We start from the raw sequence: 26740 nt of genomic DNA on the forward strand, positions 1-26740 counted from the left end.
ACCATTCCCGAGCCGGCCGCTCGCCGCGCAGAACGCACGGAGGTCCCAGATGACTTCGCGACTCGATCCCGCACCGCAGGCCCGCGCCGCCGGCCTGCGAACCGCCCCGCCGCGCTTCGTGCACCTGGTGGGCTCGCTGCCGAACGGCCTCGACCCCGACCCGCGGACGCGGATGCGGTGGGTGCTCGACCACTCCGCCGGTGCCCGGCTGAGCGCGGTGCCGTGCGATGCCGATCCGCGCTGGATCGTCCGCTTCCTGATGTCGCGGGCGCAGGTGCCCGCGTTCGAGGTGGTCCGGTCGGGCGAGTGCGCGAGCTACGCGGACATGCCGCTCTACCGGGTGCGGCAGGGGCACCGGCTGACGGTCGAGGACGTCGAGCTGGGTCGCCTGGCGGAGGTCTCCCCGGCGGTCGCCTGCCGGCGGGAGCTGGACACCGGGACCGGACCGCTGCCGCCGGTGCAGGTCAGCGTGCCGTCGCCGCTGGACCTCGCGCTGTTCACCTTCGGCGCCCCGACGCGGGTGCTGCGGTACTTCCCGCTCTTCGAGCGGATGATCTCCGCCGAGGTGGTCGCCGTCGCGCAGCGCCACGGGACGGACGAAGTGGCGCTCCAGCTGGAATCCCCGGCGGTCCTCTACGCCCTGCACCGCGCGCCGGAACCGGTGCGACCGGTGCTCGCGCACCTGCTGGCGTTCCAGCTCGCGCGCGTGATCGTTTCGGCGCCGAGCAGCGCGCGGTGGACGTTGCACCTCTGCCACGGCGATCTCGGGCACGTGTCGCTGTTCGGTCCCGAGGACCTCGGGCCCGCGGTGCTGGTGATCAACGCGCTGGCCGCGCGCCTGCGCGTCTTCGGCCGCCGGATGCCGGCCGTCCACATCCCGATGGCCCACGGCGACCAGCCGCCGCTGGCGGACACCGCCGCCTACGCCCCGCTCCGCGGGCTCGTTCGCGGCATCGAGGTGATCGCCGGTTGCGTGGACGAGCGGCAACCCGAGTTGTCGGCGAAAGCGCTGTCGCTGGCGGAGGCCGCGCTCGGTCACCGCGTCGCCGGGGTCGCGGCGGCCTGCGGGCACGGCCGGCGCACTCCCGTCGAGGCCGTGGCGAACCTCGAACTGGCAGCGCATCTCGCGGACAGCTGATCGACCGGGCGGGAACACGCGCCGTTGCCGGATCGTTCGCGTTGCGTGGGCTCGGTGGAGGCAGCGCTGTTGTGGACGATCCCGGCCAGCGTGCTGCTGGTCGTCGCGGTCGGGGGGTACGAGCTGCTGCAGAAGCGGCGCCGGAAGCGCTCCGGCACCCCGCTGTCCGGCGCTTACGTCGACGAGGTCACGGCTTTCCTCTACGGGACGAAGCGGATGGAGCTGGACCACCGGGACTCGATGTCGATGATGCGCGACGACGAAGCCCAGGGCGCGCCGCCGAGCCAGGACGTCGACCTGGACCGCGGGATCGTGATCCTGCGGCGCGACGTTCCGGGTGCCGGCCCGGGCGAGCGGCCGTAGCCCGCCGGGCCGTCCCGGTCTCGGAATAGGACGAATCGTGTTGCCGGACAAGGGTTCTGCGGGTCAAGGCCGGCGGCAGCGAGGCCGCGCCTGCGGAGGAGCGGTTCGTGCGCGGGTTCGAGCCGGTCCGGGTGCTGGAGCCGCTGGTCGCCATCCTCGCGATGGCCGGGATGATCGGGGGCGAGCCGGCCGGCCGGGTCGGGGCCTGAGCCCCGGCTACTGGTCGGCCGGGGGCTGGACCAGGCGGTGCAGCAGGGCGAGGAACTGCTCGCGCTCCTCGTCCGTCAGCGCCGACAGCATCTGGTCACTCACCGCGATGACCGCCGGGGCCAGCCGGCCCGCCAGCTCCCGGCCGTCGTCGGTGAGGCGCACCAGCTTGCGCCGCTTGTCGGCGTCGTCCTTGGCGGTCTCCACCAGGCCCCGCCGTTCCAGCCGGTCCAGCAGCGGCGCCGCCGTGGACTTGTCCAGGTGGGCCAGGCCGCCCAGCGCCCCCTGGTCCAGGTCGCCGTGCATGTGCAGCAGGCTGAGCACGGTGAACTGGGGGCCGGTGAGGTCGCGGTCCACCTGCTCGTGCCACAGCCGGCTGTGCACCTGGTTCAGCCGGCGCGCCAGGGGGCCGAGCCCGCCGATGGCGGCGGCCAGGGTTTCGGCGAGGTCTGCCTCGGTCGGCACCGTTCGTTCTCCTCCGCTTGAACAAGGACGCACACGGACTATATCGCGGCCGAAATAGGATCCGGCGGCTCCGACGCGCACACCCGGCGGCTCCTCGACGCGCGGACCCTGGAAGTGCGCTGACGAGCCCTCTTCCGCCGTCATCCCTGTACAAGGACGTGTGCGGACTATACCCTCTCGGGAGCCTTAGGACGCACACGGAATAAAAGTCGTCGACGAGTCTTGCGGACCGCGAAACCGTCGTATACAACTAGTACACCGCTTGTTCAAGTGAGGGGCTTCACAGCCGGAAATCGAGGCGTGAAGCAAGAAGGCTCGGCGGTTGCGCCAACAACCACCGAGCCGGGCAGCACCATCTGCGCACTCGTCGAATTCGTCTACGGCCAGGTAGACGGGCGAGCGCAGCACGTCAGATCGCGACGGTTCGACCCAGGAGTCGACTATGGCAACTGCCAGCAGAAATTCTAGCAGCCGAAGAACGCACACCAGCCTCCCCGTGATCGCCGGATCGAGCCTCGCCGGCACGGCCGTCGAGTGGTACGACTTCTTCCTCTACGGCACGGCTGCCGCGCTGGTCTTCAACAAGCTCTTCTTCCCCGCGGAAGACCCGATGGTGGGCACGCTGCTGGCGTTCGCCACGTACGCCGTCGGGTTCGTGGCCCGCCCGCTCGGGGCGGCGATCCTCGGGCACTACGGCGACGTGAAGGGGCGCCGCGCGACGCTGATCGCCAGCCTGATGCTGATGGGCGTCTCCACTTTCCTCATCGCGTTCCTGCCGTCGTACGAGTCGATCGGCGTCGCGGCGCCGATCATCCTCGTCGTCCTCCGCCTGGTGCAGGGCGTCGCCCTCGGCGGCGAATGGGGCGGCGCGGTGCTGCTCGTGTCGGAGCACGGGGATTCGACGCGCCGCGCCTTCTGGTCTGCGTGGCCGAATCTGGGCCCGCCACTGGGAAATCTCCTCGCCGCCGGCGTTCTCGCCATCCTCAGCGGGATCCTGCCGGAGGACGCGTTCCTGTCGTGGGGCTGGCGCATCGCGTTCGGGCTGTCGGCCCTGCTGGTCGTGATCGGCCTGGTGCTGCGGCTCTACGTCGCGGAAACCCCGCTGTTCGAGCAGAAGCGCGAGCAGGCGGCGGACGGGCCCAAGCCGATGCCCCTGGGCGTGGCCGTGCGCGGCTACTGGCGGCAGATCCTCCTGGCCGCCTTCACCAGGTTCGGGGAGAACGCCGGTTTCTACATCTTCTCGCTGTTCGTCATCACCTACGTCACGCAGATCCAGGGGATGGACCGCGCCACCGGGCTCAACGCCGTGATGGTGGGCATGGTCGTCGCCCTGCCGGCGATCCCGCTGTTCGCGATCCTCGCCGACCGCGTCGGCCGCCGGCCCGTCTACATCGGAGCGTCGATCGCCACCATCGGCTGGGCGTTCGCCTTCTTCGCCCTGCTGGACACCAGGAATCCGGCGGCCGTCATCGCCGCCGTCGTCGGCGGGCTGCTGATCTTCAGCGCCTACAGCGCGGTCATCGGAGCCTTCTTCTCGGAGCTCTTCCCGACCGAGGTCCGGTACTCGGGGGTCTCGCTGGCCTACAACCTCGCGTCGGTCCTGGCCGGTTCCCTGGCGCCGATCATCGCGATCGCCCTCCACTCGGCGTTCGGCACCGGCTACGCCATCGGCGCCTACCTGGCGGTGATGGGCGCCATCTCGCTCGGCGCGTCGCTGATCGCCACCGAAACCCGTTCGGTCGACCTCGCCGGGATCGGCGCGGCCGAGCCGGCGCAGGGAGATCCGGCGGCGCGCGTTCGCTGAACCTGGCGGAGGAAATCTCATGAGCACCACGAGAACCACCGCGGCCACGGCACCCGAGCTGGCCTACGAGTGGCTCAAGAACACCATCATCACGCTGCCTCGCGACGAGGAGATGTTCCTGACCGAGGCGCAGGTCGCGGAGGCGTCCGGCATCTCGCGCACGCCCGTCCGGGAGGCCCTGCTCCGGTTGCAGGCCGAGGGCTTCATCCGGCGGGTGCCGCGCAAGGGAGCGTTCATCCCGGCGCTGTCGGACAGCGACGTCGAGGCGGTCATGCAGGCCCGCCGCGTCGTCGAGGAGTGGTCGGTCAACGAGGTCGCGCCGCGACCCGGAGCGGTCCCGGACAAGCTGTACCGGATCCTGCAGGACCAGGGGCAGGACGCCGACCCGGTCGACTTCATCGCGCACGACCTGGAGTTCCACACGACGATCATGCGCGCGGCGGGGAACCCCTTGATGAACGACTTCTACAGCTCGCTGCGGGAACGGCAGATGCGCATGGGCGTGCGCATCGTCATGGCCGACCAGGCCCGCAAGAAGCAGGTGCTGATCGAGCACCGCGCCATCGCCGACGCGCTGGCCGCCGGGGATGCGGAGTCCGCGGTCCGGGCGGTGCGCGACCACCTGCGAACGACGCTGCACTCGATGACGCAGCCCGCGCGCTGATCGCCCGATATCGGGCCGATCACCAGAACTCCTCGCCATGCAACGGAAAGGTCACCCCATGCTTGACGCCTCCACGGACGTCCTGGTCCTGGACCGGCTGGAATCCGGCGAACCGCTGCGGTTCCGGGACTTCCACGCCCTGGTCGCCGGGTACACCGGACGGGACGAGAAGGCCGTGCGGCACCACATCGACGAGCTCGCCGCGATCGGCGTCGCGCCGCCCGAACAGGTCCCGATGTTCTACCGCGTCGCGGCGGACACCATCTCCACCGCCGCGAGCACCCCGATCACCGCCACCAACACCTCCGGCGAGGTGGAGCCGGTCATCCTGCGGCACGGCGGAAAGTACTTCCTCGGCATCGGATCCGACCACACGGACCGGGCGCTGGAGACCGTCGACGTCGGCGACTCCAAGCGCGCCTGCCCCAAGCCGATCGGGCCGGTCGTCGTCGAGATCCCGGACTGGGCGGACTTCGACTGGGACGCCTGCCGGGCCCGCAGCTGGGTCGACGGCGAGCTCTACCAGGACGGCACGCTCGCGAACCTGCGCACCCCGCGCGAGCTGCTCGGCATCTTCGCCGAACGGCACGGGGACGACGACGGCGACCTGATCTGCTTCGCCGGCACCCTGCCGCTGCTGCGCGGCGAGTTCACCCCCGGCGACCGGTGGGATCTCGAACTCGCGCTGCCCGGCGGCCGAAAGCTCACCCACACCTACCGCACGACTGGAAGGAACTGATCATGCGCACCGGAGCCGACTACCTGGCATCGCTGCGCGACGGGCGCGTGGTGCTCGTCGACGGCGAGCAGGTCGACGTCGCCACCCACCCGGCCTTCGCGCCGGTGGCCCGCACCGTCGCCGAACTCTTCGACATCGCCGCGGACCCGGCGAACGGAATGCAGTACACCGCACCGGAAACGGGCGCGACGGCCAACCGGGCCTTCGGGATTCCCCGCAGCCAGGAGGAACTCCGCCTGCGCCGGGAGGCGATCGAGACCTGGGCGAGGCACACCCACGGCTGGGTCGGGCGCAGTCCCGACCACGTCGGCACCTTCCTCGCCTCCTTCGCCGCCCACCCCGAGGTCTTCACCTCCGGTGACCGCGACTTCTCCGCCAACGTCGCCGCCTTCCACCGGCGGCTGCTGGAGGAGAACCTCTACGTCTCCTACGCGATCATCCCGCCGCAGGTCTCCCGCGCCACCACGGCGTCGGGCTGGGACGGCGAGTACCTGCAGGTCGGCGTCGTGCGGGAAACCGAGGAGGGCATCGTCGTCCGCGGCTCGCAGATGCTCGCCACCGGCGCGGCGATCGCCGACGAGATCTTCGTGTCCTGCATCAAGCCGCTCGGGCCCGATGACCAGGACTTCGCCGTCGGTTTCGTGGTCCCCACCGCCGCGCCGGGGCTCAAGCTGTACTGCCGCCGTCCGTACGCGCCCGCCGCGACGAGCTCGTTCGACTACCCGCTCACCAGCCGCTACGACGAACCGGACGCGCTGGTCGTGTTCGACGACGTGCTGATCCCGTGGGAGCGCGTCTTCGTCAACCGCGACACCACCGGGGTGCGCCGCCAGTTCTTCGACACCGGCGCGCACGCGCTCGGCAACTGGCAGGCCCAGATCCGGTTCGCCACCAAGCTGAAGTTCATCGCCGGCGTCGCCCGCCGCGTCACGCAGGTCAACGGCGTGGACAAGATCCCCAGTGTGCAGGAGAAGCTGGGCGAGCTGGGCGCGCTCGTCTCCGGCGTCGAATCGGCCGTGCTCGCCGCCGAGTACACCGCGGCTCCCGACGAAGCCGGGCAGTGGCTGCCGGGCAAGCGCGCGCTCTACGGCTCGATGGGGTTGCAGTCCGAGATCTACCCGCGGGTTCTGGCGATCCTCCGCGACCTCGTCGGCGGCGGCGTGCTGCAGCTGCCGTCGAGCGTCCGCGACCTCACGAGCCCGGTGACCGCCGCCGACATCGAGCACTACGTGCAGTCCCCGGGCGTCGCCTCGGAAGAGCGCGTGAAGCTCTTCAAGCTGGCCTGGGACATCGTCGGATCCGAGTTCGCCGGGCGGCACCAGCAGTACGAGATGTTCTACGCCGGGGCGCCGTTCGTGGTCAAAGGCGTTTACAGCTACCGGAACTACGGCTACGAGCAGGCGCTCGAAGACGTCGAGCAGTTCCTGGGTTCCTACAAGATCGAAACGGTGTGAGAGGTCAGCATGGCTAAGCCCGAGTACGAGTTCTTCCCCGTCAGCGACGTCGGCTTCACGGTATGCCCCGGCGACGACCCGAAGATCACCGAGCGGATCCTCGCCAAGGACCCGGAGTCCGGCGTGGCCACCCGGATCCTGCGCTACGAGCCCGGCGCCGACTCGACCCCGATGGGCGTGCAGAAGCACGACTTCTGGGAGGAGGTGTACATCCTGGAGGGCTCGTTCACCGACCTGACGCTCGGCGAGACGTTCTCCGCCGGCCAGTACGCCTGCCGCCCGCCGGGGATGCCGCACGGCCCCTGGCGCACCGATGAGGGCGTCGTCACCTTCGAAGTCCGCTACTACGACAAGTAGGTGCCATGTCCCTGCCAGCTTTCCAAACGGCGAACGCGGTGGACATGCGCACCAGCATGGGTCGCTTCACCACCGGGGTGGCGATCGTGACCAGCGGGGCCGGGGACCAGGCCTGCGGCATGACGATCAGCTCGCTGACGTCGATCTGCCTGGACCCGGCGATCCTGCTGATCTCGCTCACCGAGGGCTCGCGGACCACCGACATGGTCACCGGGACCGGGCGGTTCGCCGTCTCGGTCCTCGGGGCCCGGCAGGAGGCCATCGCCCGCCGCTTCGCCACCCGCGGTGGCGCGCGGTTCGAGGGAATGGACTGCGAGCACGGCGAGTTCGGGCTGCCGATGATCAAGGACGCCCTGGTGCAGGCCGAGTGCGACGTGCACAGCGCGCACGACGTCGGCGATCACCGGGTCTTCTACGGGCTCGTGCGGAACCTCCGCTGCCGGGAGGGCGCCGGTCTGGCGTTCTACTCCGGTCGGTTCGGCGACTTCCACGACTTCGGTCACGAGGAGATGCCCTGGATGTTCTGATCCCGGCTCCGCTGCTAGTCCGATCGGGCTACTGCGCGTGAGAACTACCCGGTCGAGTGACAGGACCGGGCTGCGCTGGGCCAACGCCGTTCGCCGCCGCCGGGCGGGCCTCGGCGGCGACGGCCGGCCGGACCGGGATCCGGCGCGGTGCGCTGGGCGCCGCTCGATCAATTTGAGCAGCTCAGCGCTTTGCGTCGAGGAGTGCGGGCGGTAGCGCCCGGCCGGAGAACGCCCCGCACGAGTGAGGGGGCGTTCTCCGGTCGGCGCCAGGCACGACCGCACGCCTGGCGAGCCGCACGCGCCGTGCGGGCATACCTTTGCCCGGAGTGATCGCGGTCCTCCCCCCAATGCAGCCGCGGTGCCGCGATCGCCCGCCGGTGGCCTGCTTCTTCGGCCTCCCCAAAATCCCTCCGGAGAAGCAGGCCACCCCGACCACCTACCCCCGGGCCACCCGGCGATGGTTGCCCGGACAAGTTGAGTCCGCAACCGTTCGCCGCCCGGGGTCACCCCACCGCTGGGGCTCAGGGCTCCAGGGTCAGGAAGTTCCAGCGGGCTCCCGGGGCGAGGCCGCTGAGCGACCTGCCGCAGTTCTGCAGGACGACGGCGCCGGAGGTGACGTGCTGGGTGCCGGTGCCCAGGTCCCGGTGGAACCGCTGGATCGGGCCGCGCCGCAGCGCCGCGGTGCCCGCCCACTTGTGGACCGCCTGCCCGACCGCGTGGGCGGACCAGGTCGCGTTGTTCAGCGCCAGCCGGGCCAGGGTTTCCTGTTCGGTGCTGGGCGTTTCGCCGCTCGCCAGGGTCTGCTCGACGTCGGCCCAGACCTGCCTCGCCCACGCCTGGGCGGAACGCAGCCTGCTCTCCGCGGTCGCGTACTCCGCGTGGAACTGCTGGGTGTCGACCGCGGCGTTCGGGGCACCGGTCTTCTCGGCGGCCAGGGCCTTGAGCTCGTCGAGCAGCCGGCGGCCGACGCCGATCGCCCAGCCGGTGTGCGAGATCCCGGACAGCGTGGCCAGGCCGATGCGGTAGACCGCGCCGTCGTGGTGGGCCCGCGTGGTGGCGGGGTCGAAGGTGTGCGTCTCGGGCACGAACACGTCTTCGCAGGTGTAGTCGATGCTCCCGGTGGCGCGCAGGCCCAGCACGTCCCAGTTGTCGATCAGCGTCGCCTGCTCCTTCGGGAAGGTGCAGATCAGCGCCTGCCCGGTTTCCGCGCACCAGGCCCCGGCGTGGATGTGGCTGGCGAGCGCGATGCCGGAGGCGAACTGCCAGCGGCCGCTGACGCGGAAGCCACCGTCGACCCGCTTCGCGGTGCCGAGCCTGGTGCCCTGCCCTGCTATCAACGCGAACCGGCCGCCCGCGACGTCGGGGAACAGCTCCGCAGCGGCGTCGGGGGCGACGTAGGCCGCGGTCGTGCCGGTCACCAGTTGCAGCGCCATGCACGTCCAGGCCACCGAGGCGTCCAGATAGGACAGCTGGCTGACGGTTTCCAGTTGCTGTGCGGGCGAGAACTCGTAGCCGCCAAGTTCTCGCGGGATTCCGGTCTTCAGCACGCCGGAGTCGTGCAGGGCCTGCACGACCTCGTCGGCGAGGTGGCCGGATTCGTCGCTGCGGTCGGCGTTGTCGGCCAGCAGCGGGCCGAGCGCGGCCAGCCGTTGGCGGAGCGGGGTGAACTCGTCGCTGATGTAGAGCTCGGAGGTTTCGGTGGTCATCCTCGTGACTCCTTGCCGAGTGGCCTGCCATGATCAAGTTCCGGTCCGCAGCCTATGCGGCCGGCCCGGTCCGCGGTGTGGGCTCCGGCCGCCGTCGTCAATTTGTGACCGCTCGGTGTGCAGTACTGGTGAATTTCCAACGATGGCCCGAATGGGTGAGGAAAAACTTGGCGCCGGGCGATATGGTTTGGACAGGTGCGCACGAAGATGTCGATCGGCAGACTTCCCCGATCCGATTCGGGGACCAAAAAAATGGGGGCGAGGGATCGGGAATTCGCCATGCGCGGGTTCCCGGTTGCTCGATGGCCACGGAGTGGTCTGAAATGGATCTGCTTACGAGGTGCAGCGACCTCCCGTACGAGCAGTTGTGCGAGGAGATCCGGATTGCCGGGCGAGCGCGCAAGGAGGCATTGGGCCGGGGCGCGATCGCCGACGTAGAGGCGGCGGAGTCGGTGCTGGACTGGTTCCTGGACGAACTGGCCGACCGGCTCAGACGGGGGGTGCGCCGCGACGAACTGCCGCGGCCAGAACCGGTTCCGCAGTGACGGTCAGCCGTGGCCGGAGTTCGGGACCGCGTCGATGAGCAGTTCGCCGGGGTCCCGGCGCGGCGTCGCCGGAGCCGGCTCGCCGTAGCCGATCAGCAGCCACGCCTGCGGATGGGGCGCGTCGCCGAGCAGCCGGCTCAGGGCGTCGCGGATGTCCTGGCCTTCCGCGAGCGGCAGCGGCGTGGCGGCCAACCCGCGCGCGGTGGCGGTCAGCCACACCCGCTGCCAGGCCTGCCCGGCCTCGAGCTCGCTCTTCGCATCGCTGCCCGGTGTGCACAGCACCGCCAGCAGCGGCGCGGGTTCGGCGTCGGCCTGCAGCCGGTGCAGCAGGCCCGCCAGCTCGTCGTGCTCGGCGGGCCGGACGAGGTGCAGCCAGGCGCCTTCGGCGCGTGCCGCGACCCGCAGGGTGTGCTGGATCGAGGCCGCGACGGCGGTCGGCTGGAGCGGGCGCCGCTGCGTGCGGCGTTCCGGAATCGCCTCGTACAGCGCGATTTGCTCGGCGTCGGGGCGCTGGTGGCCGCCGCTGCGGATCTCCGCCAGCACGCTCGGGGACGACAGCCGCGGCAGCAGCGTCACGACCGGCCGGACGCCGGCGTGCGCCAGCGCGAGCCGGAGGTTCAGCAGCGCCGCGCCGCAGGCCAGCCGCAGGTCGTGGTCGTCAGGATCGCCGGCAGGCAGGTGGGAGGGAACGGCGTGCAGTTCGATGACGTGTGGCAGCACGCGGAACCGCCACGGCTGGCTGTTGCGCGGCGAGGGGGCGAGGCCGGCCAGCTGGACGACCTGTGCGACCTGGTCCGGTACGAGATCGAAAACAGTGGGAAACCGTCGCATGTCGACTCCTCGACCGCAACGCTGCCAGGGCAGCCCGGAGGCGGGCAGGGTCGAACGACCCGCGCGGGATCACGGGGATGCCGTGCGGGATTCGCGGTTCAGCCCGTGTTGCGGGAGTTCAGGCGGGAGCCGGGAGCGGCGAGTTGGCTGCGGGCGGTTACCAGGGCGGTGCGGGCGTCGTCGCGAGATCCCTGGGCCAGGCGATCGGCGGCGGTGCGGACCGCGTTCGCGGCGGCGGCGGGGATCTCGATCTGCGGGTGCTGGTCTAGGAGACCGACCGCGCGGGCCAGCTCGCGGTGGGCTCGGTCGGCGGGATTGTGCTGCGCGGTGAGCAGGTCGATCAGTGCTGTGTCCACCGCGTCGCGCAGGGCTGCCTCGGTCGAGGAGTGCGGTACTGCAGTCACGGGGCGGAAGTCTAAGCGCTGCAACGGATGTTCAGCACTCTTCAACATCACCCACACGGGTGGTCCTTGGTCACAGGAGTCGCGCCATGAACGGGAGAGTTCCGGATCTTGCCGGGCCGGGGTGTGGTCAGCGGCGTGCGAAAGCGGCAGCATCACCGCGACCTGGAGTGCACCCGGCCGGCGGGACTTTCGCCCCTTGAACCCGCCGGAAGCGGTGGTACTCACGGAAATGTAGCCGCATCGAATCGCGCGGGAGAGTCTGCCATGGACGGTGTCGTGAACAATTCGCTGGATGCGTGGCCGACCGGAGCGAGCGGACCCCGACTGGCCCAGGTCGCCGACCGGCCGTGGGTGCGCGACGAGGCGCAAACATTGCGGGACGTCCGGTCCCGCAGAACCGCGGTGAACCTGGCGCTGTTGCGCGCCCCGCTCAACGGTGTCGACCTGGACAGCGCCGACCACGCGATGCTGACCTGGCTCGCCGATCGCGACGCCGACATCGTGGCCGGAGTGCACAGCCTGCTCGATCGCGCCCGGGCGGCCCCACCGGCCCCCTAAGGGATCCTTTCGGGATGCGGCGTCAGCCGCATGCGGTGTGGGACTCAGCTGGCACCGCCGCGGGTTCTCAGACGTCTTTCTCGCGAGGACAGCCCCGGTGCCGCGTATTGGTCATACGCAAGTCGGGGATCCCACAGCGAGAAGGCGTCTGAGGTTCCGCCACCCGCACCGCCACGCAAACCGATTCTGCAACCATCTCTAAGCCTGTCGCGAGTGACCGTTCGCGAGCTAGGACACCGCCGACGCTTCGCTCTCGGCGCGTTCCTCCAAGCGCTGCATGGCGGTCGCGCGGGCTGAGTGCACGTGGTGCAGGGCGGCTTGGCGGGCCGCTTCGGAATCGCCCGCGAGCAGCGCGTCGAGGATCCGCTGGTGGTCTTCGCGGGCCGCCTCGACCCTGCCGGGCACCATCAGCGTGGTCTGCATGCCCTGGTGCAGGATCTGCTGCAGGACGCCGAGGGTCTGCTGCAGGAACTTGTTGCCGGCCGCTTCCACGATGGCCAGGTGGAACGCCTCGTCGAGCTGCTGGAGGCGCTCGAAGTCGCGCGGCACCTGCTCGGTGGCCTCGACCATGCTCTGCAGAACGCTCGAAACCCGTTGCAGCGCCTCGGCATCCTGCCGCTCGGCTGCCCAGCCGGCGGCGGGGACTTCGAGCACCTCGCGCATCGCGAACAGCTCGCTGATCGAATGCCGTTGGGTGGCCAGGGCCTCGCGGAGTTCCCGGGCGGTCTCGGGCTCGGCGATGAAGACGCCGCGGCCGTGCACGACCCGCAGCACGCCCCTGGCCTTCAGCGCGCCGATCGCCTCGCGCACCGTCGGCCGGCTCACCCCGAGCAGCTCGGCGAACTCGCGCTCCGGCGGAAGCCGGTCGCCCGGGCTGTACCGTCCCGATTCGATCGCCTGCGTGATCTGCTGCTCGACCTGGTTGGCGACCGACCCCGGCGACAGCCGCTCCCACATGCCCCATCCACCTCCGCGAGACCATTCCTGGCCACGAGTCTACGTTCGGCGCGTCGTCCGCCCGGTGGACTTGCTCAGGATTCGGCGGTGACGCGGTCGAGCCAGTTCCACATCAGCGCGTTGAACAGCTCGGGCTGGTCGATCTGGAGGTTGTGCCCGGCCACGTCGACCGCGGCGAAAGTCGCGCGCGGGTAATGCGGGAGCAGCGCGAACTGATCGAGGTAGCCGACCGCGCCGTCCTGCCGCCCGGTGAGGACCAGCGTCGGGCGGCCGAACGGCACGTCGCCCTCGGGGTCTTCGGTGAGCTCCCAGCGCAGCCGGATGCGGGCGATCGCTTCGGTGTCGAGGAGGTCGACGCCGGTCAGGATCTCCTCGCGGAACCGGCGCACCGCTTCCGGCGTGTGCACGACCAGGTTGTCCCGGACCAGCTCGGCGAGTTCGTCGTCCAGCGAGTCGAGCAGTGCCGGATCGGGGCGGAGCACCTGGTGTTCGGGCACGGTGCGTTCGGCGTGCTCCAGCTTGGTGCCCACCGGGCAGATCAACGCCAGGCCGAGCACCTGCGCGGGGCGGGACCGGGTGAGCGCGCGGGCGAGGTAGCCGCCGTAGGATTCGCCGACCAGCAGGAACGGCACGTCGCCGATGGTGTCGTCCACGAAGTCCTGCACGGCGGCGAGCAGATCGTCGGAGCTCGCGAAGGAGGCCGGTGCGGGCGTCTTGCCCATGCCGGGCAGGTCCGGGTACAACCGCCGGTATCCCGCGCGGTCGGCGAAGACCGGCTCCAGGCAGCCGAGCACCAGGCGGTGGTCGGGCCCCCAGCCGTGCAGGGCCAGCACCGGGGTTCCGGCGCCCCGCTCGACGTGGTTGAGGCGTAAGGATGAGCGTTCGGGCATGGTCGGGTCCTCGGAGATCTGGGGGCTGCGCTTGGAGTGCGCATCCTGCCAGCAGGCACCGACGGTCCCGATCTCCACGTCGTAGCCGAGGCGTCACCCGACGGAGTTGAGTAGCCCTACTCAGGAACGATGCGTGCTCGGCGTTATACGGTCGCCCGGGTTTAGGGAAGGACCGACTTCATGAGTGCGCACTTGGCCGGGGTTGCCGTGCACCTGCCGGAGCGGGAGGTCGGCACCGCGGCGGTGGAGCGGCGGATCGCGGCGGAGAGCGCGGCGTTCGTGCCACCGGCCGGGATCATCCGGCGGCTGACCGGCATCGAGTCGCGGCACGTGCTCGGCGACGAGGAGCAGGCCTCCGACCTGGCTGCGGCCGCGGCGCGCAAGCTGCTCGCCGAGACCGGCACCTCGGCCGACGACGTCGACCTGCTGCTGTTCGCCTCGGCCAGCCAGGACATGGTCGAGCCCGCCACCGCGCACATCGTGGCCGCCAAGCTGGGCCTGCGCTGCCCGGTGATGGACGTCAAGAACGCCTGCAACAGCGTGCTCAACGGCATCGAGGTCGCCGACGCGCTGATCGGCGCGGGCCGGTACCGGCGCGTGCTGCTGGCCAGCGGTGAGTCGCCGTCCCGGGCGATCCGGTGGAACGTGCCCGACATCGGGACGTTCCTGCGCGCCTTCCCCGGCTACACGCTCTCCGACGCGGGCGCCGCGATGCTGCTGACGGACGGGCCCGCCGGCGTGCTCGGCAGCGGGTTCAGCGCCGATTCGTCGCAGTGGGACGTCGGCACGCTGCCGTGCGGGGGATCGGCGCATCCGCGCGATCCCGAGTACAGCTACTTCGCGATGGACGGCGGTCGGCTGAAGTCGGCGTTCCTGCGGCTGGGCACCGGCGTGCTGGACGAGACGCTGGCGCGGCTCGGGCTCGGCTGGCAGGACTTCGCCGTCGTGTGCGTGCACCAGGTTTCCCTGCCGTACCTGGACGTCTTCGCCGAGCGGGCCGGGGTGCCCGCCGACAAGCTGGTGGTGGCGATCCGCGAGCACGGCAACGTCGCCTCCGCCAGCCTGCCGCTGCAGCTGGCCGTCGCGCAGCAGCTCGGCCGCTGCGGGCCGGGTGATCTGGTGGCGCTGGTGGGCATGGCCGGCGGGGTCAGCCTGGGAATCGTGGTGATCCGGCTGTGAGCGGGCTGTGGGTGGTGGTGCCCGCCTACAACGAGGCGGCCGGGATCACCGCGACGCTGGAAGCGCTTGACGCGCAACGGGATTCGGGTTTCAACCTGGTCGTGGTGGACAACGGGTCGACGGACGCGACGGCGGACGTCGTCGCGCACTTCGGCCGGACGCGCCCGTGGGTCCACCTGGTGCGTGAGCCGGAGAAGGGCACCGGGGCGGCCGCGGACACCGGCATGCGCTTCGCGGTCGAGCGGGGCGCGGTCCGGCTGGCCCGCACCGACGCCGACTGCCTGCCCGCGCCGGACTGGACCCGGCGGATCAACGCGGCGTTCGCGTCGGGGTTGCGCATGGTGGCCGGGCAACTGCTGCCGCGCACCGACGAGGGCGTGCCCGCCTGGCAGCGGTCGCTGCTGGTCGGCGCCGTCGAGGTGGCCAGCGCGTTCAGCAAGATCCGGCCCGGCAACCGCGATCCGCGCTACCGGGGCCCGTACGTGATGGCGCCGGGCTGCAACATGGCCATCACCGGCGAGCTCTACTTGCAGGCCGGCGGATTCCCGCGCACCAAGATCGAAGACGTGCACGAGGACCGCGCCCTGGTCAACGCCGTGCGGCTGCTCACCGCCGACTACGGAGTGCGGCGCGACGTCGTGGTGCGCGGCTCGGTGCGGAGGGTGCGTGCCTGGGGGCTGCTGAAAACCCTCGCCTGGTACGCGGATCACCGCTACCGGCCGGAGCTGGTGGACATCAGGTGACCGCCGCGAGGTGGGAGCGGCGGATGCAGCTCGGCGCGCACCCGCTGGCGTACCCGCTGGTGCGCGGCATCGGGCGGATCGGGCCGGTGGTGCGGGTGCCGCGCGTCGGCGTGGTGGTCAGCGAAGCCGCGGCGGCCCGTCAGGTGCTCACCGACACCGAGGGCTTCACCAAGACCGGGCAGGGTTCGCCGGCGGACCTGTGGACGCCGGTGGTGGGCCCGTCGGTGCTGCTGAACATGGAAGGCGACGACCACGCCCGGCTGCGCCGGAAGCTGTCCGGGCTGTTCACGTCGCGCTTCGTCGACCAGCTGTGCGCGCGCGTGGCGGCGGAGCCGATGGCGGCGCTGCGCGCGGAGCTGGCCGCGGGGCGCGCCGTGGACCTGGTGCCCGTGGTGCGCGACCTGGCCGGCGCGGTGATCTGCGAGCTCGTCGGCCTGCGGGCCGACCGGGCGGACTTCGCCCGGGCCTTCGCCGCGGCGACGGCGGTGACGTCGATGGCGCGGCTGGGGCGTTCGCGGCTCACCCCGGCGCAGGTGGCGCGCGGGCGGAAGGCCTTGTCGGAGCTGACCGGACCCGCTGCCGAGGCGTTCGCGCACGGCGACCCGGAGTCGGTTCCGGGCCGGATGCGCGAGCTCAGCCTGTCCGAGCAGGAGGCGCTGGGCGCGGTGGCGGCCTTCGTGCTCACCGGCACCGAAACGCTCGTCTCCTACGTGCCGCGTCTGATCGCCCTGGCGCACGACACCGGCTGGCTGACCCGCCTGGTCGCCGAGCCCGAGCGCGCCAACGACGTGGTGTCGGAGGCCCTGCGGTTCACCGTGCCGTCGCCGGTGATGCTGCGCAGCGTCGCCGCCGAGCGGACGATCGGCGACGTGCGGGTGGTGCCGGGGGACCGGGTGGTGATCGCGACGATCTCCGCCGCCAAGGGCCTCGGCGGCTTCGATCCCGATCGACCGCACCCGCCGGAGGTGCAGCGGCTGTGGTTCGGGGCGGGCCCGCACTTCTGCCTCGGAATGCCGTTGGCCGGCGCGGAGATCCGGACGGTGCTGGACACCGTGCTCGCCGCGGGTGGCGCGGCCGTAGTGGACCGGAAGGTCGCCCGCCGAGTGCTGATCCCCGCCTACCGGAGCCTGGTGGTACGACGTGGCTGACCTGCTCGCACAAGTCCTCGACGCCGGCCGTCGGCACGGCGACGCACCGGCGCTCACCGGTCCGTCTGGCCGAACGCTGACGTACGCGGGCCTGTCCCGGCGCGTCATGGGGACTGCGGATCGACTGCACGACCAGGGTTTTCGTCCCGGCGACCGGATGTTGTTCTCGGTCCGCCCCGGGCCGGAGGCCGTCGTGCTGGCCCTGGGGACCGTGGCGGCGGGCGGCACCGTGGTGTTCATCGACCCGGGCTCCGGTCCGGAGCTGTTCGCCAGCAGGCTCGACCTGGCCCGGCCCGCGTGGGCGGCCGCGGAATCGCTGCTGTACGCGGCGAGCGCGCCCGGCCCCGGCCGGGCGCTGGCCCGGCGTCGCGGCGTGCTGCTGCCGGACTACTCGTCGCTGCCGGTCCGGCACGTGCGGTCCGGGCCGTGGCTGCCCGGCGTCCCGCTGCGCGCCGTGTCGGCGAAAGCGCTGGCCAAACCGGCCGAGCCGTGGGCGGACTGGTCTCCCGCGCCGGACCAGGACGCCGTCGTGGTGTTCACGGCCGGGACCACGAGCGACCCGAAAGCCGTTGTGCACACCCGGGGTTCCCTCGGCGCAGCCCTGGAAGTGCTGGCCACGCGCTGCGCGCTCGCGCCCGGCGCGCGGGTGCACACCGACCAGTTCCTGCTCGGGTTGCCGAGCCTCGTGGCCGGTGCACATTGGACGATGCCGCGCTTCGGGTTCTCGCCCACCGCGGACCTTTCCTCTGTGGCGAGCGGGCTTTCGGGAGCCACGCACACCTTCTTCGTCCCGGCGGATCTGGCCGCGCTGCTCGACGCCGCTGAGCGCGGGGAAGTGGCGCTGCCGGGCTCGCTGCGCCAGGTGTGGCTCGGTGCCGCCCCGGTGCTGCCGCCGCTGCTGCACCGGGCCCGGGCCGCGCTTCCCGGCACCGAGTTCCTGGCGATCTACGGGATGACCGAGATCCTGCCCATCGCGGTGGCCACCGCAGAGGAGAAGCTCGCGCACGACGGCGACCTGCTCGGCAAGCCGCTGCCCGGGGTTCGCGCGCGCGTCGCCGACGACGGCGAGTTGCTCGTCTCCGGGCCGAACATGTGCCGCGGATACCTCGGGCAGCCGCCGTTGACCGAGCACGCGACGGGCGACCTGGCGCGCATCGAGAACGGCTCGATCGTGCTGGTCGGCCGGAAGAAGGACATGATCCTGCGCGGCAAGACCAACGTGTATCCCGGGCTCTACGAGCCGTCGATCGCCGCGCTGCCGGGCGTCGAGGGCGCGGCGATGATCGGGGTGCCGGACGAGATCGGCGACGAGCGGATCGTGCTCGTCGTGGCCGGAACGCGGCCGGGACTGGCGGAATCGGTGCGGGCGGAGCTGCCGCGGCTCATCGACGCGGCGGCGCTGCCCGACGAGGTCGTGGTGGTGCCGGAGCTCCCGGTGTCCGGGCGGACCCGGAAGCTGGACCGGGACGCGCTGCGGGAGACGGTGGCGGGATGAGGATCGCGGTGACCGGCGCGACCGGATTCGTCGGCGCCGCCGTGTGCCGCGCCGCAGTTGCCGCGGGCTGGGAGGTGCACGCCTTCGGCAGGAGGCCGGGCGTGCGCCACTGGGACATCGCGAGGGGCCGGCTCGCGGACCCGCCCGAGGTCGACGCGGTCGTGCACGCGGCCGCGGCGGTCGCCGACGAGACGGCGTCGGCCGAGATGTGGCGGACCAATGTGGACGGTACGCGGCACGTGGCGGACACCTTCCCCGGCGCGCGCCTGGTGCACATCTCGACCGCGAGCGTCTACGACCCGTTCACCGCGACGGTCGATGCCGACGAGGCGGCGGCGCCGGTCGCGCGGTACCTCAACGCCTACGGCGAATCCAAGGCGGCCGCCGAACGCCTGCTCACCTACCGGCCCAACACCGTCGTGCTGCGCCCGCACGCCGTGTACGGGCCCGGCGACACGACGCTGCTGCCGCGGCTGCTCGACGCGATCCGCGGCCGCAACCTGGTGATCGTCGGCGACGGCCGCGCCCGGCATTCGCTGACATCGATCGACAATCTCACCAACGCGGTCCTGCTGGCCTGCGGCGGAAAACCCGGCACCTACAACATCGCCGACGCCGAGCCCGTGGCCCTGGAGGACGCGCTGCGGGAGATCTTCCGCGAGCGCGGGCTCCAGGTGCGCATCCGCCACCTCCCGGTGCGGCTGGCCTGGAACCTCGCCGCCATCGCCGAGAACACCTGGCGGCCGCCGAGGCTGGCCCAGCTGAGCCGATACGCGGTGAGCCACCTCGGGTTCGAGCGCACCCTGGACATCACCGCGGCGCGCCGCGACCTCGGCTACCGGCCGGAGCCGACGTCGTTCACCGGGGCGGCGCGGTGGTGATGCCGAGCTCGGCGTAGGACGGGATCAGCACGCCGCGAGCGGGCCGCCGGGACACCACCCGGATCGGCCCGGCGTCCAGGATCGCCTGCAGCAGGTGGGAAATCTCGGCCCGGGCCAGCGCGGCACCGAGGCAGAGGTGCCGCCCGGCGCCGAACCAGAGCTGCCGGGTCTCGGGCACGTAGGGCCGGTTGACGTCGAAGCGCCCGACCCGGTTGTTGGCGACGTAGGTCAACAGCATCACGCGCTCACCGGCTCGCATCGCGGCCCTGCCCACGGTCACGTCGTTGCTGACGCTGCGCCCGATCAGCGGCGCGGGCGTGGTCACCCGCAGGCCCTCCCGCACGGCGCCGGGCAGCAGGTCGGGCGACTCGCGCAGCTGGTGCTGCTGGCCGGTGTCGTGCAGCAGCGCGACGGTGCGGGCCATCGCGGTGGCGGCGGTTTCGGTGCCGGCGACCATGAGCAGCGCGGCGATCCCCGAGGTCTCCTCCAGCGACAGGCCCAGCTCCCGGCAGCGGCCCAGCAGCGTCTCGGCGGGAGCCTCGGCGAACGCCGTGGGCACGTTGCGGGTGAGGTCGGCGATGATCGGCTTGGCCTGCGCGACGACCTCGGGCGGCAGCTCGGTCGACGCGGCACTGCCCAGCGCCAGCTTCGCCAGCCGCTCCCCGGTGCCGAACACGGCGCGGTAGTGCTCGTCCTCCGGAGGCAGGTCGAGCCCGAGCAGATCGGCCATCATCCGCCCGACCAGCACCCGGGACAGGTCGGCGAGATCGACGACTGCACCGGCCCGCAACCGCTCCACGGCGGGCTGCAACGCCGGATCGAAGACCCGCCGCACCAGCGGACGGGCGGTGGCGTCGGTGAACAGGTCGCGGGCCCGCGAGCGGAGGTCGGCGTGCCCGGGACCGTCGAAGATGCGGTAGACGTAGTCGCCGAGCACCTGGGCCCAGAGATGCCCGACGCCGCCCTCGCCGAGCAGCGTGAAGTGCGCGCCGTCGTTGAGGATCCGGCGATCGACGACGGGATCGTTGACCACCCAACCGAGCCGGGGCACCCGCCGGATCGGCCCGCCCCGAGAGGAGAGTCGGAGCAGCAGGTACAGCGCGGGCCGGCTGGCCCAGAGCAGCCGAGCCTCATGCCGCTGAGCGGGATCCCGATGGCCGAGCAAATCGATCACAAGGCCGACTATCGCAGAGTCGTGAGCACTTTGGTCCGCCACAGCGGCCCAAACCACTCACGACCCCGGCGCGGGGGAGTGCCGTTCCGGACCGCCGGGGGCAACGCCCGTGGTCCGGTATCGGTCAGTGCGCCGGGACTGCTGCTGTGGCTTCGACTTCTACCGCTAGTTCTGGGGTGGCCAGCGCCGCTACGACTATCAGGGAGTGCGTCGGCCAGTCTTCCCTTGGGTACCACCTGGTCAGCGCCTCTTGCAGGGCCTTGCGGTAGCCCGCGAGGTGGTCCGTGCTCGACAGCATCGCGAACAGCTTCACCAGGTGCCGTGGCGTGGCACCTGCCGCTGCCAGCAGCTCCTCGATGTTGGTCAACGCCGCGCGGGCTTGCGATTCCGCGTCCGGGCCCGCCAGCTCGCCGTCCGGTGACGTTCCGACCTGGCCCGAGATGATCAGGAACTGGTGTCCGGCCGGTACCCGGGCCAGGTGGTTGTACTTCCCGATCGGCGGGGCCACGCCTTCCGGGCTCCAGCGCTGGATCATCGTTGTTTCCTCCTCGGGGCCGTCGAGCCTCGGACGATGAGTTCCGGGGCCGGTTCCGTGATGATCTCGTGGCGGGCCGGGGCTCCTTCGAGCTGGCGGAGGATCGCCGCCACCGAGCGGCGGCCCAGTTCGCGCAGCGGGAGGCGGACCACCGTCAGCGGCGGCGACAGGTGCCGGGCGAAGAACACGTCGTGCACGGCCACAATGGACAGATCTTCCGGGATTCGCAGGCCCGCTTCGCGCGCCACCGTCATGGCGCCCACTGCCGCCAGCACGTTGCTCACCACGACGCCCGTCAGTGCCGTTCCGCTCGCCAGCAGGCGCGGCAGCGCCGCCGCGCCCTCCTCGGGTGTGTGGCCGCCTCGCAGCTGCGGGCCGTCCGGTAGTCCGGCCTCGTGCAGCGCTCGCCGCCAGCCTCGCGTGCGCGCTTCGGATCGGGCCTTCGGGTTGCCCAGCTTGAGATGCGCGATCGCGGTGTGCCCGAGCTCGACCAGGTGCCGCGTCGCGAAGTACGTCGCGTCGTCGTCGTCCAGCGCCACGCTGCCGATCTCGCCACGCGTGCGGTCGTTGACCAGCAGCAGCGGGAGCCTGGTGGCCGCGATCTTGGCGATCGTCTCGTCCGCCGTGCTGCTGCCGCGCTGCAGGAGGAGGCCGTCGATGCGGTTGCCCCGCACGATGCGCTCGAAGGTCCGGTCGCTGCGGGCCAGTTCGTCGGCGTCCGCGAGCAGCATGGCGTAGCCGGAGGCGCTGGCCTCCTCCTGCGCGCCCGCCATGATCTCGCTGTACACCGGGTTGCTGGTGTCGTGCACCGCCATCCCGAGGATGCCCGACTCGGCGCGGCGCAGCGCCCGCGCGACCTCGTTGGGCGTGTACCGCAGCTGCGCCGCCACCTCCAGGACGCGGTTGCGCGTCTCCTCCCTGATCCGCAGCGTTTCGTCGCCTCGGAGCAGGCGTGAGACCACCGCCTGGCTGACGCCGGCGATCCGGGCCACGTCGCTCATCTTGGCCCGGCCGGTGACCGGTGTCGGCGGATCGGCGGGTTGACAGCTCTCGGACACGGAGGTAAGCATACCGGCACGGTAAAACGATTTACCGATAATCCGGACGCCCTGAGGAGATCAGGAGATCTCCGAGGCTCGCGAGGAGGCCGCTCGATGACGGTGTTGCACGGCATGGCGTGGGGCCACCAGCGCGGCGTCGGCTGCCTGCGGGAGGTGTCGGCCGCGTACGAGCGGCGGCATCCCGGGGTGCGGATCAGCTGGGATTCGCGGTCGTTGCGGGAGTTCGAGGACGTGCCGATCATCGAGCTGGCCGCCCGGTACGACCTGATCGCGATGGACCACCCGTACGTCGGTCAGGCGCACGCCAATGCCGCCTTGGTACCGGTGGAAGAGCTGCTTCCGGAGTCGTTCCTGGCGCAGCAGCGGGACAACAGCACCGGCCCGAGCTTCGCGAGCTACACCTGGGCGGGCAGTCAGTGGGCGGTGGCGATGGACGCCGCGGCCCAGGTTTCGGCCTATCGCCCGGAAGTGCTCGACGCGGCGCCGACGTCCTGGGAGGACGTGACGGCCTGCCTGGAGGAGCTGCCCCGGCACAAGGCGGTGCTGCCCGCGAACCCGACGCACCTGCTCTGCAGCCTGCTGACGCTGTGCTCGCAGACCGGGGGGAGCGGCTGGCTGGACCGGGCCGGGCTCGATCCGGAGGTGGCGCTGCCCGCGGCCGAGCGGCTGCTGGGCCTGCTGGCGCTGGTCGACGCGCGGTCGCTGGACCTCGACCCGATCGAGGCGCTGACCGCGATGTCCGCCGGCGACGTGGCCTACTCGCCGATGGTCTTCGGCTACGTGAACTACGCGCGCGACCACGCGGTCCGCTTCGCCGGCATCCCGTCGCCGGACGGTGCGCCGGCCGGATCGCTGCTCGGCGGCGTCGGCCTGGCGATCTCGGCGAAGTGCGCGGAACCCGTTGCGGCGGCGCGGTTCCTGTCGCACGTCGTCGGCCCGGAGTGCCAGCGCGGTGAGTACGCGGCGGCCGGTGGCCAGCCGGGCAACCGGGCGGCGTGGACCGATCCGGCGGTGGACGCGGCTTCGGGCGGGTTCTACTCCGCGACGCTGCGGACGCTGGACCGCGCCTTCGTGCGGCCCCGGCACATCTCCTACCCCGTGGTGCACCGCCGGGCCTCCGAGGAGATCCACCCGATGGTCCGGCGCGGGACGACGGCCGGGGATATCGTGCGCCGGTTCAACGAGGTCTGCACGGCCACGTACGCGGAGCTGGAGCCGTGACGACGCTCGCCGAGCTGGTCGCCGCCGCGCACCGGACCTTCGCCGCGTGCCCTGCCGTCGGCGCGCTGACCTTCGGCGACCTGGGCGCGCAGGCCCGGGCCGCGGCGACGGCGTTGCGGCGGCTCGGCCTGCGGCCGGGCGATCGGGTGCTGATCGCGCTGGACAACCGGCCGGAGGTGCTCGCGCTGGAACACGCGCTGTGGCTGGGCGGATTCGTGCGCGTCGCGGTGAGCACCCGGCTGCACCCGGCCGAGATCGCCGCGATCGCCGACGACTGTGCCGCCGCCGCGATCGTGACCGAGCTCGACGTGCCGGGGCGCCGGGTGATCGCGCCGGGCGCGGGGCTGCTCTCCGGCCCGGCCGACGACGTCGAGCCGCGCCGCGACCCGGACGAGCTCGCCGCGCTGATGTACACCTCGGGCAGCACGGGGCGGCCCAAGGGCGCGCGGGTGACCAGCGGCGCGTGGGTCGCGATGGTGGAGGCGATGTGGCAGGAGCTGCCGACGATCGGGCCGGACGACGTCGTGCTGCACGTCGCGCCGATGAGCCACTTCAGCGGCTCCGTCGGCTCCGCCTACACCCTGGCGGGCGCGGCGGCGGTGCCGCTGACCAGGTTCGACGCCGTCGAGGCGGTCGCGGCGATCGGGCGGCACCGGGTGACCGCCGTGACGCTCGTGCCGACCATGCTCGAACGGCTCGCCGAGGTCGTCGACCGGCCGACGAGCCTGCGCGCCGTCGTCTACGGCGCGGCCCCGATCTCGGTCCCGGCGATGCGCTGCGCGCAGCAGGCGTTCGGGACGGTGCTGTACCAGTTCTACGGGCTGAGCGAAGCGCTCGCGCCGCTGACCGTGCTCTCCGCGGCCGACCACGCCACCGGCGACCCGCAGGTGCTCTCGTCCATCGGGCGACCGGTCGACTCGGTGCAACTGTCCATCGTGGATGGTGAGATCGCCGTTCGCGGGCCGCAGATCATGCCCGGCTACTGGGGCGGCGAGCCGCTGCGGGACGGCTGGTTCCGCACCGGCGACCTCGGCCACCTCGATGCCGCCGGACGCGTCCACCTGGCGGGGCGTCGCAGCGAGCTGATCGTGACCGGCGGATTCAACGTCCACCCGGGGGAGGTCGAGCAGGCCATCGCCGCGCTGGACGGCGTCGCCGAGGTCGCCGTGCTCGGCGTGCCGGACGCCCGCTGGGGCGAGGCAGTTTCCGCCGCCGTCGTCCGCAGGCCGGGCAGTGAAGTGTCCGAAGAGGACGTTCGGCGGGCCTGCGCGCGCCGCCTCGCCGGGTACAAGAAACCCCGGCGCGTCGTGTTCCTGCCCGAGCTGCCGCAGACCAGCACCGGCAAGCCCGACCGCAAGCGGCTCCGCGCCGCCTTCAGCTGACCCCGAAACCGAAAGGCAGGTGCGAAAGTCATGCCGGAGCAGGCATTGCAGGGGATCCGCGTCCTCGACTTCACCCAGATGATGCTCGGCCCCTACGGCACCCAGCTGCTGGCCGACCTCGGCGCCGACGTCATCAAGGTCGAGCGGCTCGACGGCGAATGGGAACGCGGCCTGCACCTGCAGGGCGAGCTCGTCGGCGGCGACTCGGCGGCGTTCCTGGCGATGAACCGCAACAAGCGGTCGGTGGCGGTGGACCTGCGCTCCGACGCGGTGCGCGACGCGCTGCTGGAGATCGGCAGGACCTGCGACGTGGTGGTGGAGAACTTCCGGCCCGGCGTGCTGGCTCGCCGGGGCCTCGGCTTCGAGCACTTCCGCCGGGTGAAGCCGGACATCATCTACTGCTCCGGTTCCGGCTGGGGCCAGGACACCCGCTACGCCAGGGAGAACCGGCCCGGCCAGGACCTGCTGATCCAGTCGATGTCCGGGCTCGCCGCCAACGGCGGCCGGGCGGGCGACCCGCCGACCCCGGCCGGCACCGCGATCGTGGACGCGGCCACCGCGCTGAACCTGGCCAACGGCATCCTCGCCGCCCTGGTGGCCCGGCTGCGCCACGGCGTCGGCCAGCGCGTCGAGGTGGACCTGTACTCGACGGCGATCTCCTTGCAGTGCCAGGAGATCTCGTCGATGGTCAACCAGGGCGCGGAGTTCTCCCGGTCGACCGAAGGCGTCGGCCAAGCGTGGCTGGACGCGCCGTTCGGGATCTACCGAACCGCGGACGGCTGGCTGGCCGTGGCGATGGCGCCGCTGGACGTGGTCGGCCCGCTGTTCGGCGCGCCGCAGGTCGCGGAGCTGGACGCCTGGGCGGACCGCGACGAGGTCAAGCGGATCCTGGAAGCCCGCACCGCGCAGCGGCCCACGCAGGACTGGCTGGACGCGCTGCTGCCCGCGGGCGTGTGGTGCGCGCGGGTGCGCAGCACGAAGGAAGCGGTGGACGAGCTGCGGGCGGACGCCTCGGACCTGATCGTGCGCACCCGGCACGCGAAGGCCGGGGACATCGAGCTGATCGGCTGCCCGATCCGGCTGTCGGAGACGCCGTGGCGGCTGCGCTACGCGCCGCCGGCGGTGGGGGAGCACACCAGCGACGTCCTCGGCGAGGTGCTCAGCGCCGAGCAGATCGAGCGGCTGCGCGCGGACGGAGCCGTGGCATGAACGTGCACGAGAACCTGGTGGAAACGCGGCAGGACGGCGTCGCCGTGCTGCGCATCGACCGGGAGAGCGCGCTCGGCGCGCTGTCGCGCGGCATGGTCGAGGCGCTGGGCGAGTACCTCGTGCGCCTGCGCTCGGACGACGAGGTGCGGGTGCTGGTGCTCACCGGCACCGGGCGCGGGTTCATCGCCGGGGCGGACATCAACGAGTACTCCGGCGTCGCCCGCACCGCCTTCGACGACTACCAGAAGCTCTCGCGCGGCGTGTTCGACCAGCTCGCCGCGCTCCCGCAGCCGACGATCGCGGCGGTCAACGGCTACGCGCTCGGCGGGGGCTTCGAGGTGGCGCTGTGCTGCGACTTCATCGTCGCGTCCACCGCGGCCCGGTTCGGGTTGCCGGAGGTGTCGCTCGGCCTGCTGCCCGGTGGTGGCGGCACGGTGCGGCTGGCCCGGGCGGTCGGGGCCCGCGTCACGAAGGAACTGGTGCTCACCGGTCGCCGGATGAAGCCCGACGAGGCGCAACGCCTCGGGTTGCTCACGGCGTTGGTGGAGCCGGACGAGCTGGCTCCGCGCGCGGTCGAGCTGGCGACGACGATCGCCGGGCAGGCGCCGCTGGCGGTGCGGGAGGGCAAGCGGCTGGTCGACGACGGGCTGGAAACCGGGCTGGCCGCCGCGCTGACCCGCGAGCAGCAGGCATTGTCCTGGCTCTACACCACCGATGATGCACGGGAAGGCGTAGCGGCGTTCCTGGAGAAGCGATCGGCGGTGTTCCGCGGCCGCTGACCGGGCGATGCGGAGCGGGCGTTCGAGGAGTGGGGCGCCCAGCACCTCATCGGCTGGGTGATCGAGCTGCCGGAGGTGGCCGCGGCGATCGCCTTCCTGACGCGGCGCAGTCCTACTGCGGACGTGCGGGGTGTCCGGTTCCGCAAGTTCCATTGAGGTTTTTCCAGCCTCGTTTTGCGTGGCGGTGCGGGTGGCGGAACCTCAGAGGCTCCCTGGTCTGTGGGTGCCCTGACTTATTGATGCGTAACTCAAATGTGGCGTGTTCGTTGGTTATGGTGTGAGGGTGGCGGTGACTAACGCTCGGCAGCTTTCCCCGGCGTCGCA

The 26740-nt window shown here is 71.8% G+C and carries 28 protein-coding genes; 19 read left to right on the top strand and 9 right to left on the bottom strand.

Annotation, left to right across the window (positions count from 1 at the left end; genetic code table 11):
• Window positions 1-49: 49 nt before the first annotated feature.
• Window positions 50-1138 carry a hypothetical protein gene (locus AC07FN_RS06230; protein WP_478394641.1) on the top strand — a complete coding sequence of 363 codons (1089 nt, stop codon included), beginning with the start codon at window positions 50-52 and terminating at the stop codon, window positions 1136-1138.
• A 54-nt stretch (window positions 1139-1192) separates the two neighbouring features.
• Window positions 1193-1501 carry a DUF6191 domain-containing protein gene (locus tag AC07FN_RS06235; protein ID WP_478394642.1) on the top strand — a complete coding sequence of 103 codons (309 nt, stop codon included), beginning with the start codon at window positions 1193-1195 and terminating at the stop codon, window positions 1499-1501.
• Window positions 1502-1717: 216 nt separating this feature from the next.
• Here AC07FN_RS06235 and AC07FN_RS06240 read toward each other — a convergent pair whose 3' ends face one another.
• Window positions 1718-2173, bottom strand: coding sequence for a MarR family winged helix-turn-helix transcriptional regulator (locus tag AC07FN_RS06240; RefSeq protein ID WP_478394643.1), 456 nt, complete (start codon window positions 2171-2173; stop codon window positions 1718-1720).
• Between the two features lie 496 nt (window positions 2174-2669).
• Here AC07FN_RS06240 and AC07FN_RS06245 point away from each other — a divergent pair, with 496 nt between their 5' ends.
• Genes AC07FN_RS06245 through AC07FN_RS06270 form a run of 6 tightly spaced genes read left to right on the top strand, consistent with a single transcriptional unit; the run spans window position 2670 to window position 7718 of the window.
• Window positions 2670-3977: an MFS transporter gene (locus AC07FN_RS06245; protein ID WP_478394644.1), complete on the top strand. Its 1308-nt coding sequence runs from the start codon at window positions 2670-2672 to the stop codon at window positions 3975-3977.
• A 19-nt stretch (window positions 3978-3996) separates the two neighbouring features.
• Window positions 3997-4641 (top strand): GntR family transcriptional regulator, encoded by a 645-nt coding sequence (locus AC07FN_RS06250; RefSeq protein ID WP_478394645.1) that lies wholly within the window; start codon window positions 3997-3999, stop codon window positions 4639-4641.
• Between the two features lie 58 nt (window positions 4642-4699).
• The gene (locus tag AC07FN_RS06255; protein WP_478394646.1) at window positions 4700-5380 is read left to right on the top strand and encodes a DUF2848 domain-containing protein; all 681 of its coding nucleotides are present in this window, start codon (window positions 4700-4702) and stop codon (window positions 5378-5380) included.
• 2 nt (window positions 5381-5382) lie between these two features.
• Window positions 5383-6834 (top strand): 4-hydroxyphenylacetate 3-hydroxylase family protein, encoded by a 1452-nt coding sequence (locus AC07FN_RS06260; protein WP_478394647.1) that lies wholly within the window; start codon window positions 5383-5385, stop codon window positions 6832-6834.
• 9 nt (window positions 6835-6843) lie between these two features.
• On the top strand, window positions 6844-7191 hold the full coding sequence (locus AC07FN_RS06265; RefSeq protein WP_478394648.1) for a cupin domain-containing protein: 348 nt from the start codon (window positions 6844-6846) through the stop codon (window positions 7189-7191).
• Between the two features lie 5 nt (window positions 7192-7196).
• The gene (locus AC07FN_RS06270; protein WP_478394649.1) at window positions 7197-7718 is read left to right on the top strand and encodes a flavin reductase family protein; all 522 of its coding nucleotides are present in this window, start codon (window positions 7197-7199) and stop codon (window positions 7716-7718) included.
• A gap of 521 nt (window positions 7719-8239) precedes the next feature.
• Here AC07FN_RS06270 and AC07FN_RS06275 read toward each other — a convergent pair.
• Window positions 8240-9424, bottom strand: coding sequence for an acyl-CoA dehydrogenase family protein (locus AC07FN_RS06275; protein ID WP_478394650.1), 1185 nt, complete (start codon window positions 9422-9424; stop codon window positions 8240-8242).
• Between the two features lie 323 nt (window positions 9425-9747).
• Here AC07FN_RS06275 and AC07FN_RS06280 point away from each other — a divergent pair, with 323 nt between their 5' ends.
• On the top strand, window positions 9748-9969 hold the full coding sequence (locus AC07FN_RS06280) for a hypothetical protein (protein WP_132480804.1): 222 nt from the start codon (window positions 9748-9750) through the stop codon (window positions 9967-9969).
• Window positions 9970-9972: 3 nt separating this feature from the next.
• Here AC07FN_RS06280 and AC07FN_RS06285 read toward each other — a convergent pair whose 3' ends face one another.
• Window positions 9973-10800 carry an Acg family FMN-binding oxidoreductase gene (locus AC07FN_RS06285; RefSeq protein WP_478394651.1) on the bottom strand — a complete coding sequence of 276 codons (828 nt, stop codon included), beginning with the start codon at window positions 10798-10800 and terminating at the stop codon, window positions 9973-9975.
• Window positions 10801-10898: 98 nt separating this feature from the next.
• On the bottom strand, window positions 10899-11204 hold the full coding sequence (locus AC07FN_RS06290) for a hypothetical protein (protein ID WP_478394652.1): 306 nt from the start codon (window positions 11202-11204) through the stop codon (window positions 10899-10901).
• 264 nt (window positions 11205-11468) lie between these two features.
• On the opposite strand from AC07FN_RS06290, the gene AC07FN_RS06295 reads away from it, so the two are divergent.
• Window positions 11469-11762 carry a hypothetical protein gene (locus tag AC07FN_RS06295; protein ID WP_478394653.1) on the top strand — a complete coding sequence of 98 codons (294 nt, stop codon included), beginning with the start codon at window positions 11469-11471 and terminating at the stop codon, window positions 11760-11762.
• 228 nt (window positions 11763-11990) lie between these two features.
• On the opposite strand, the gene AC07FN_RS06300 is transcribed toward AC07FN_RS06295, so the two are convergent.
• Window positions 11991-12719 carry a FadR/GntR family transcriptional regulator gene (locus AC07FN_RS06300; protein WP_452613780.1) on the bottom strand — a complete coding sequence of 243 codons (729 nt, stop codon included), beginning with the start codon at window positions 12717-12719 and terminating at the stop codon, window positions 11991-11993.
• A 74-nt stretch (window positions 12720-12793) separates the two neighbouring features.
• A complete protein-coding gene (locus AC07FN_RS06305; protein ID WP_478394654.1) occupies window positions 12794-13609 on the bottom strand; it encodes an alpha/beta fold hydrolase in 816 nt (271 codons plus the stop codon).
• A 180-nt stretch (window positions 13610-13789) separates the two neighbouring features.
• Between AC07FN_RS06305 and AC07FN_RS06310 the strand changes: the two genes are divergently transcribed.
• Genes AC07FN_RS06310 through AC07FN_RS06330 form a run of 5 tightly spaced genes read left to right on the top strand, consistent with a single transcriptional unit; the run spans window position 13790 to window position 19055 of the window.
• Window positions 13790-14788 (top strand): 3-oxoacyl-ACP synthase III family protein, encoded by a 999-nt coding sequence (locus AC07FN_RS06310; RefSeq protein ID WP_478394655.1) that lies wholly within the window; start codon window positions 13790-13792, stop codon window positions 14786-14788.
• Window positions 14785-15531: a glycosyltransferase family 2 protein gene (locus tag AC07FN_RS06315; protein WP_478394656.1), complete on the top strand. Its 747-nt coding sequence runs from the start codon at window positions 14785-14787 to the stop codon at window positions 15529-15531. The genes AC07FN_RS06310 and AC07FN_RS06315 overlap by 4 nt, the downstream gene beginning before the upstream one ends.
• Entirely contained in the window at window positions 15528-16679 is a 1152-nt protein-coding gene (locus tag AC07FN_RS06320) for a cytochrome P450 (protein ID WP_478394657.1), read from the top strand. Before AC07FN_RS06315 ends, AC07FN_RS06320 begins: the two co-directional genes overlap by 4 nt.
• Window positions 16672-18174, top strand: a complete 1503-nt coding sequence (locus tag AC07FN_RS06325; RefSeq protein ID WP_478394658.1) for a class I adenylate-forming enzyme family protein — start codon at window positions 16672-16674, stop codon at window positions 18172-18174. The genes AC07FN_RS06320 and AC07FN_RS06325 overlap by 8 nt, the downstream gene beginning before the upstream one ends.
• On the top strand, window positions 18171-19055 hold the full coding sequence (locus tag AC07FN_RS06330) for an NAD-dependent epimerase/dehydratase family protein (RefSeq protein ID WP_478394659.1): 885 nt from the start codon (window positions 18171-18173) through the stop codon (window positions 19053-19055). Before AC07FN_RS06325 ends, AC07FN_RS06330 begins: the two co-directional genes overlap by 4 nt.
• Here the strand turns inward: AC07FN_RS06330 and AC07FN_RS06335 are convergent.
• The 3 genes from AC07FN_RS06335 to AC07FN_RS06345 all read right to left on the bottom strand — a co-directional run bounded on the left by AC07FN_RS06335 (window position 19033) and on the right by AC07FN_RS06345 (window position 21822).
• Window positions 19033-20229 (bottom strand): cytochrome P450, encoded by a 1197-nt coding sequence (locus tag AC07FN_RS06335; protein WP_478394660.1) that lies wholly within the window; start codon window positions 20227-20229, stop codon window positions 19033-19035. The genes AC07FN_RS06330 and AC07FN_RS06335 overlap by 23 nt on opposite strands.
• A 124-nt stretch (window positions 20230-20353) precedes the next feature.
• Window positions 20354-20764, bottom strand: coding sequence for a RidA family protein (locus tag AC07FN_RS06340; protein ID WP_478394661.1), 411 nt, complete (start codon window positions 20762-20764; stop codon window positions 20354-20356).
• Window positions 20761-21822, bottom strand: a complete 1062-nt coding sequence (locus AC07FN_RS06345; RefSeq protein ID WP_478394662.1) for a LacI family DNA-binding transcriptional regulator — start codon at window positions 21820-21822, stop codon at window positions 20761-20763. Before AC07FN_RS06345 ends, AC07FN_RS06340 begins: the two co-directional genes overlap by 4 nt.
• A gap of 96 nt (window positions 21823-21918) precedes the next feature.
• On the opposite strand from AC07FN_RS06345, the gene AC07FN_RS06350 reads away from it, so the two are divergent.
• Genes AC07FN_RS06350 through AC07FN_RS06365 form a run of 4 tightly spaced genes read left to right on the top strand, consistent with a single transcriptional unit; the run spans window position 21919 to window position 26416 of the window.
• On the top strand, window positions 21919-23046 hold the full coding sequence (locus tag AC07FN_RS06350) for an ABC transporter substrate-binding protein (RefSeq protein ID WP_478394663.1): 1128 nt from the start codon (window positions 21919-21921) through the stop codon (window positions 23044-23046).
• Window positions 23043-24428, top strand: a complete 1386-nt coding sequence (locus AC07FN_RS06355) for a class I adenylate-forming enzyme family protein (protein WP_478394664.1) — start codon at window positions 23043-23045, stop codon at window positions 24426-24428. The genes AC07FN_RS06350 and AC07FN_RS06355 overlap by 4 nt, the downstream gene beginning before the upstream one ends.
• A gap of 30 nt (window positions 24429-24458) precedes the next feature.
• A complete protein-coding gene (locus tag AC07FN_RS06360) occupies window positions 24459-25637 on the top strand; it encodes a CaiB/BaiF CoA transferase family protein (RefSeq protein WP_478394665.1) in 1179 nt (392 codons plus the stop codon).
• The gene (locus AC07FN_RS06365; RefSeq protein WP_478394666.1) at window positions 25634-26416 is read left to right on the top strand and encodes an enoyl-CoA hydratase/isomerase family protein; all 783 of its coding nucleotides are present in this window, start codon (window positions 25634-25636) and stop codon (window positions 26414-26416) included. The genes AC07FN_RS06360 and AC07FN_RS06365 overlap by 4 nt, the downstream gene beginning before the upstream one ends.
• Window positions 26417-26740: the final 324 nt, after the last annotated feature.

The organism is Saccharopolyspora sp. NPDC045941 (assembly GCF_056431445.1).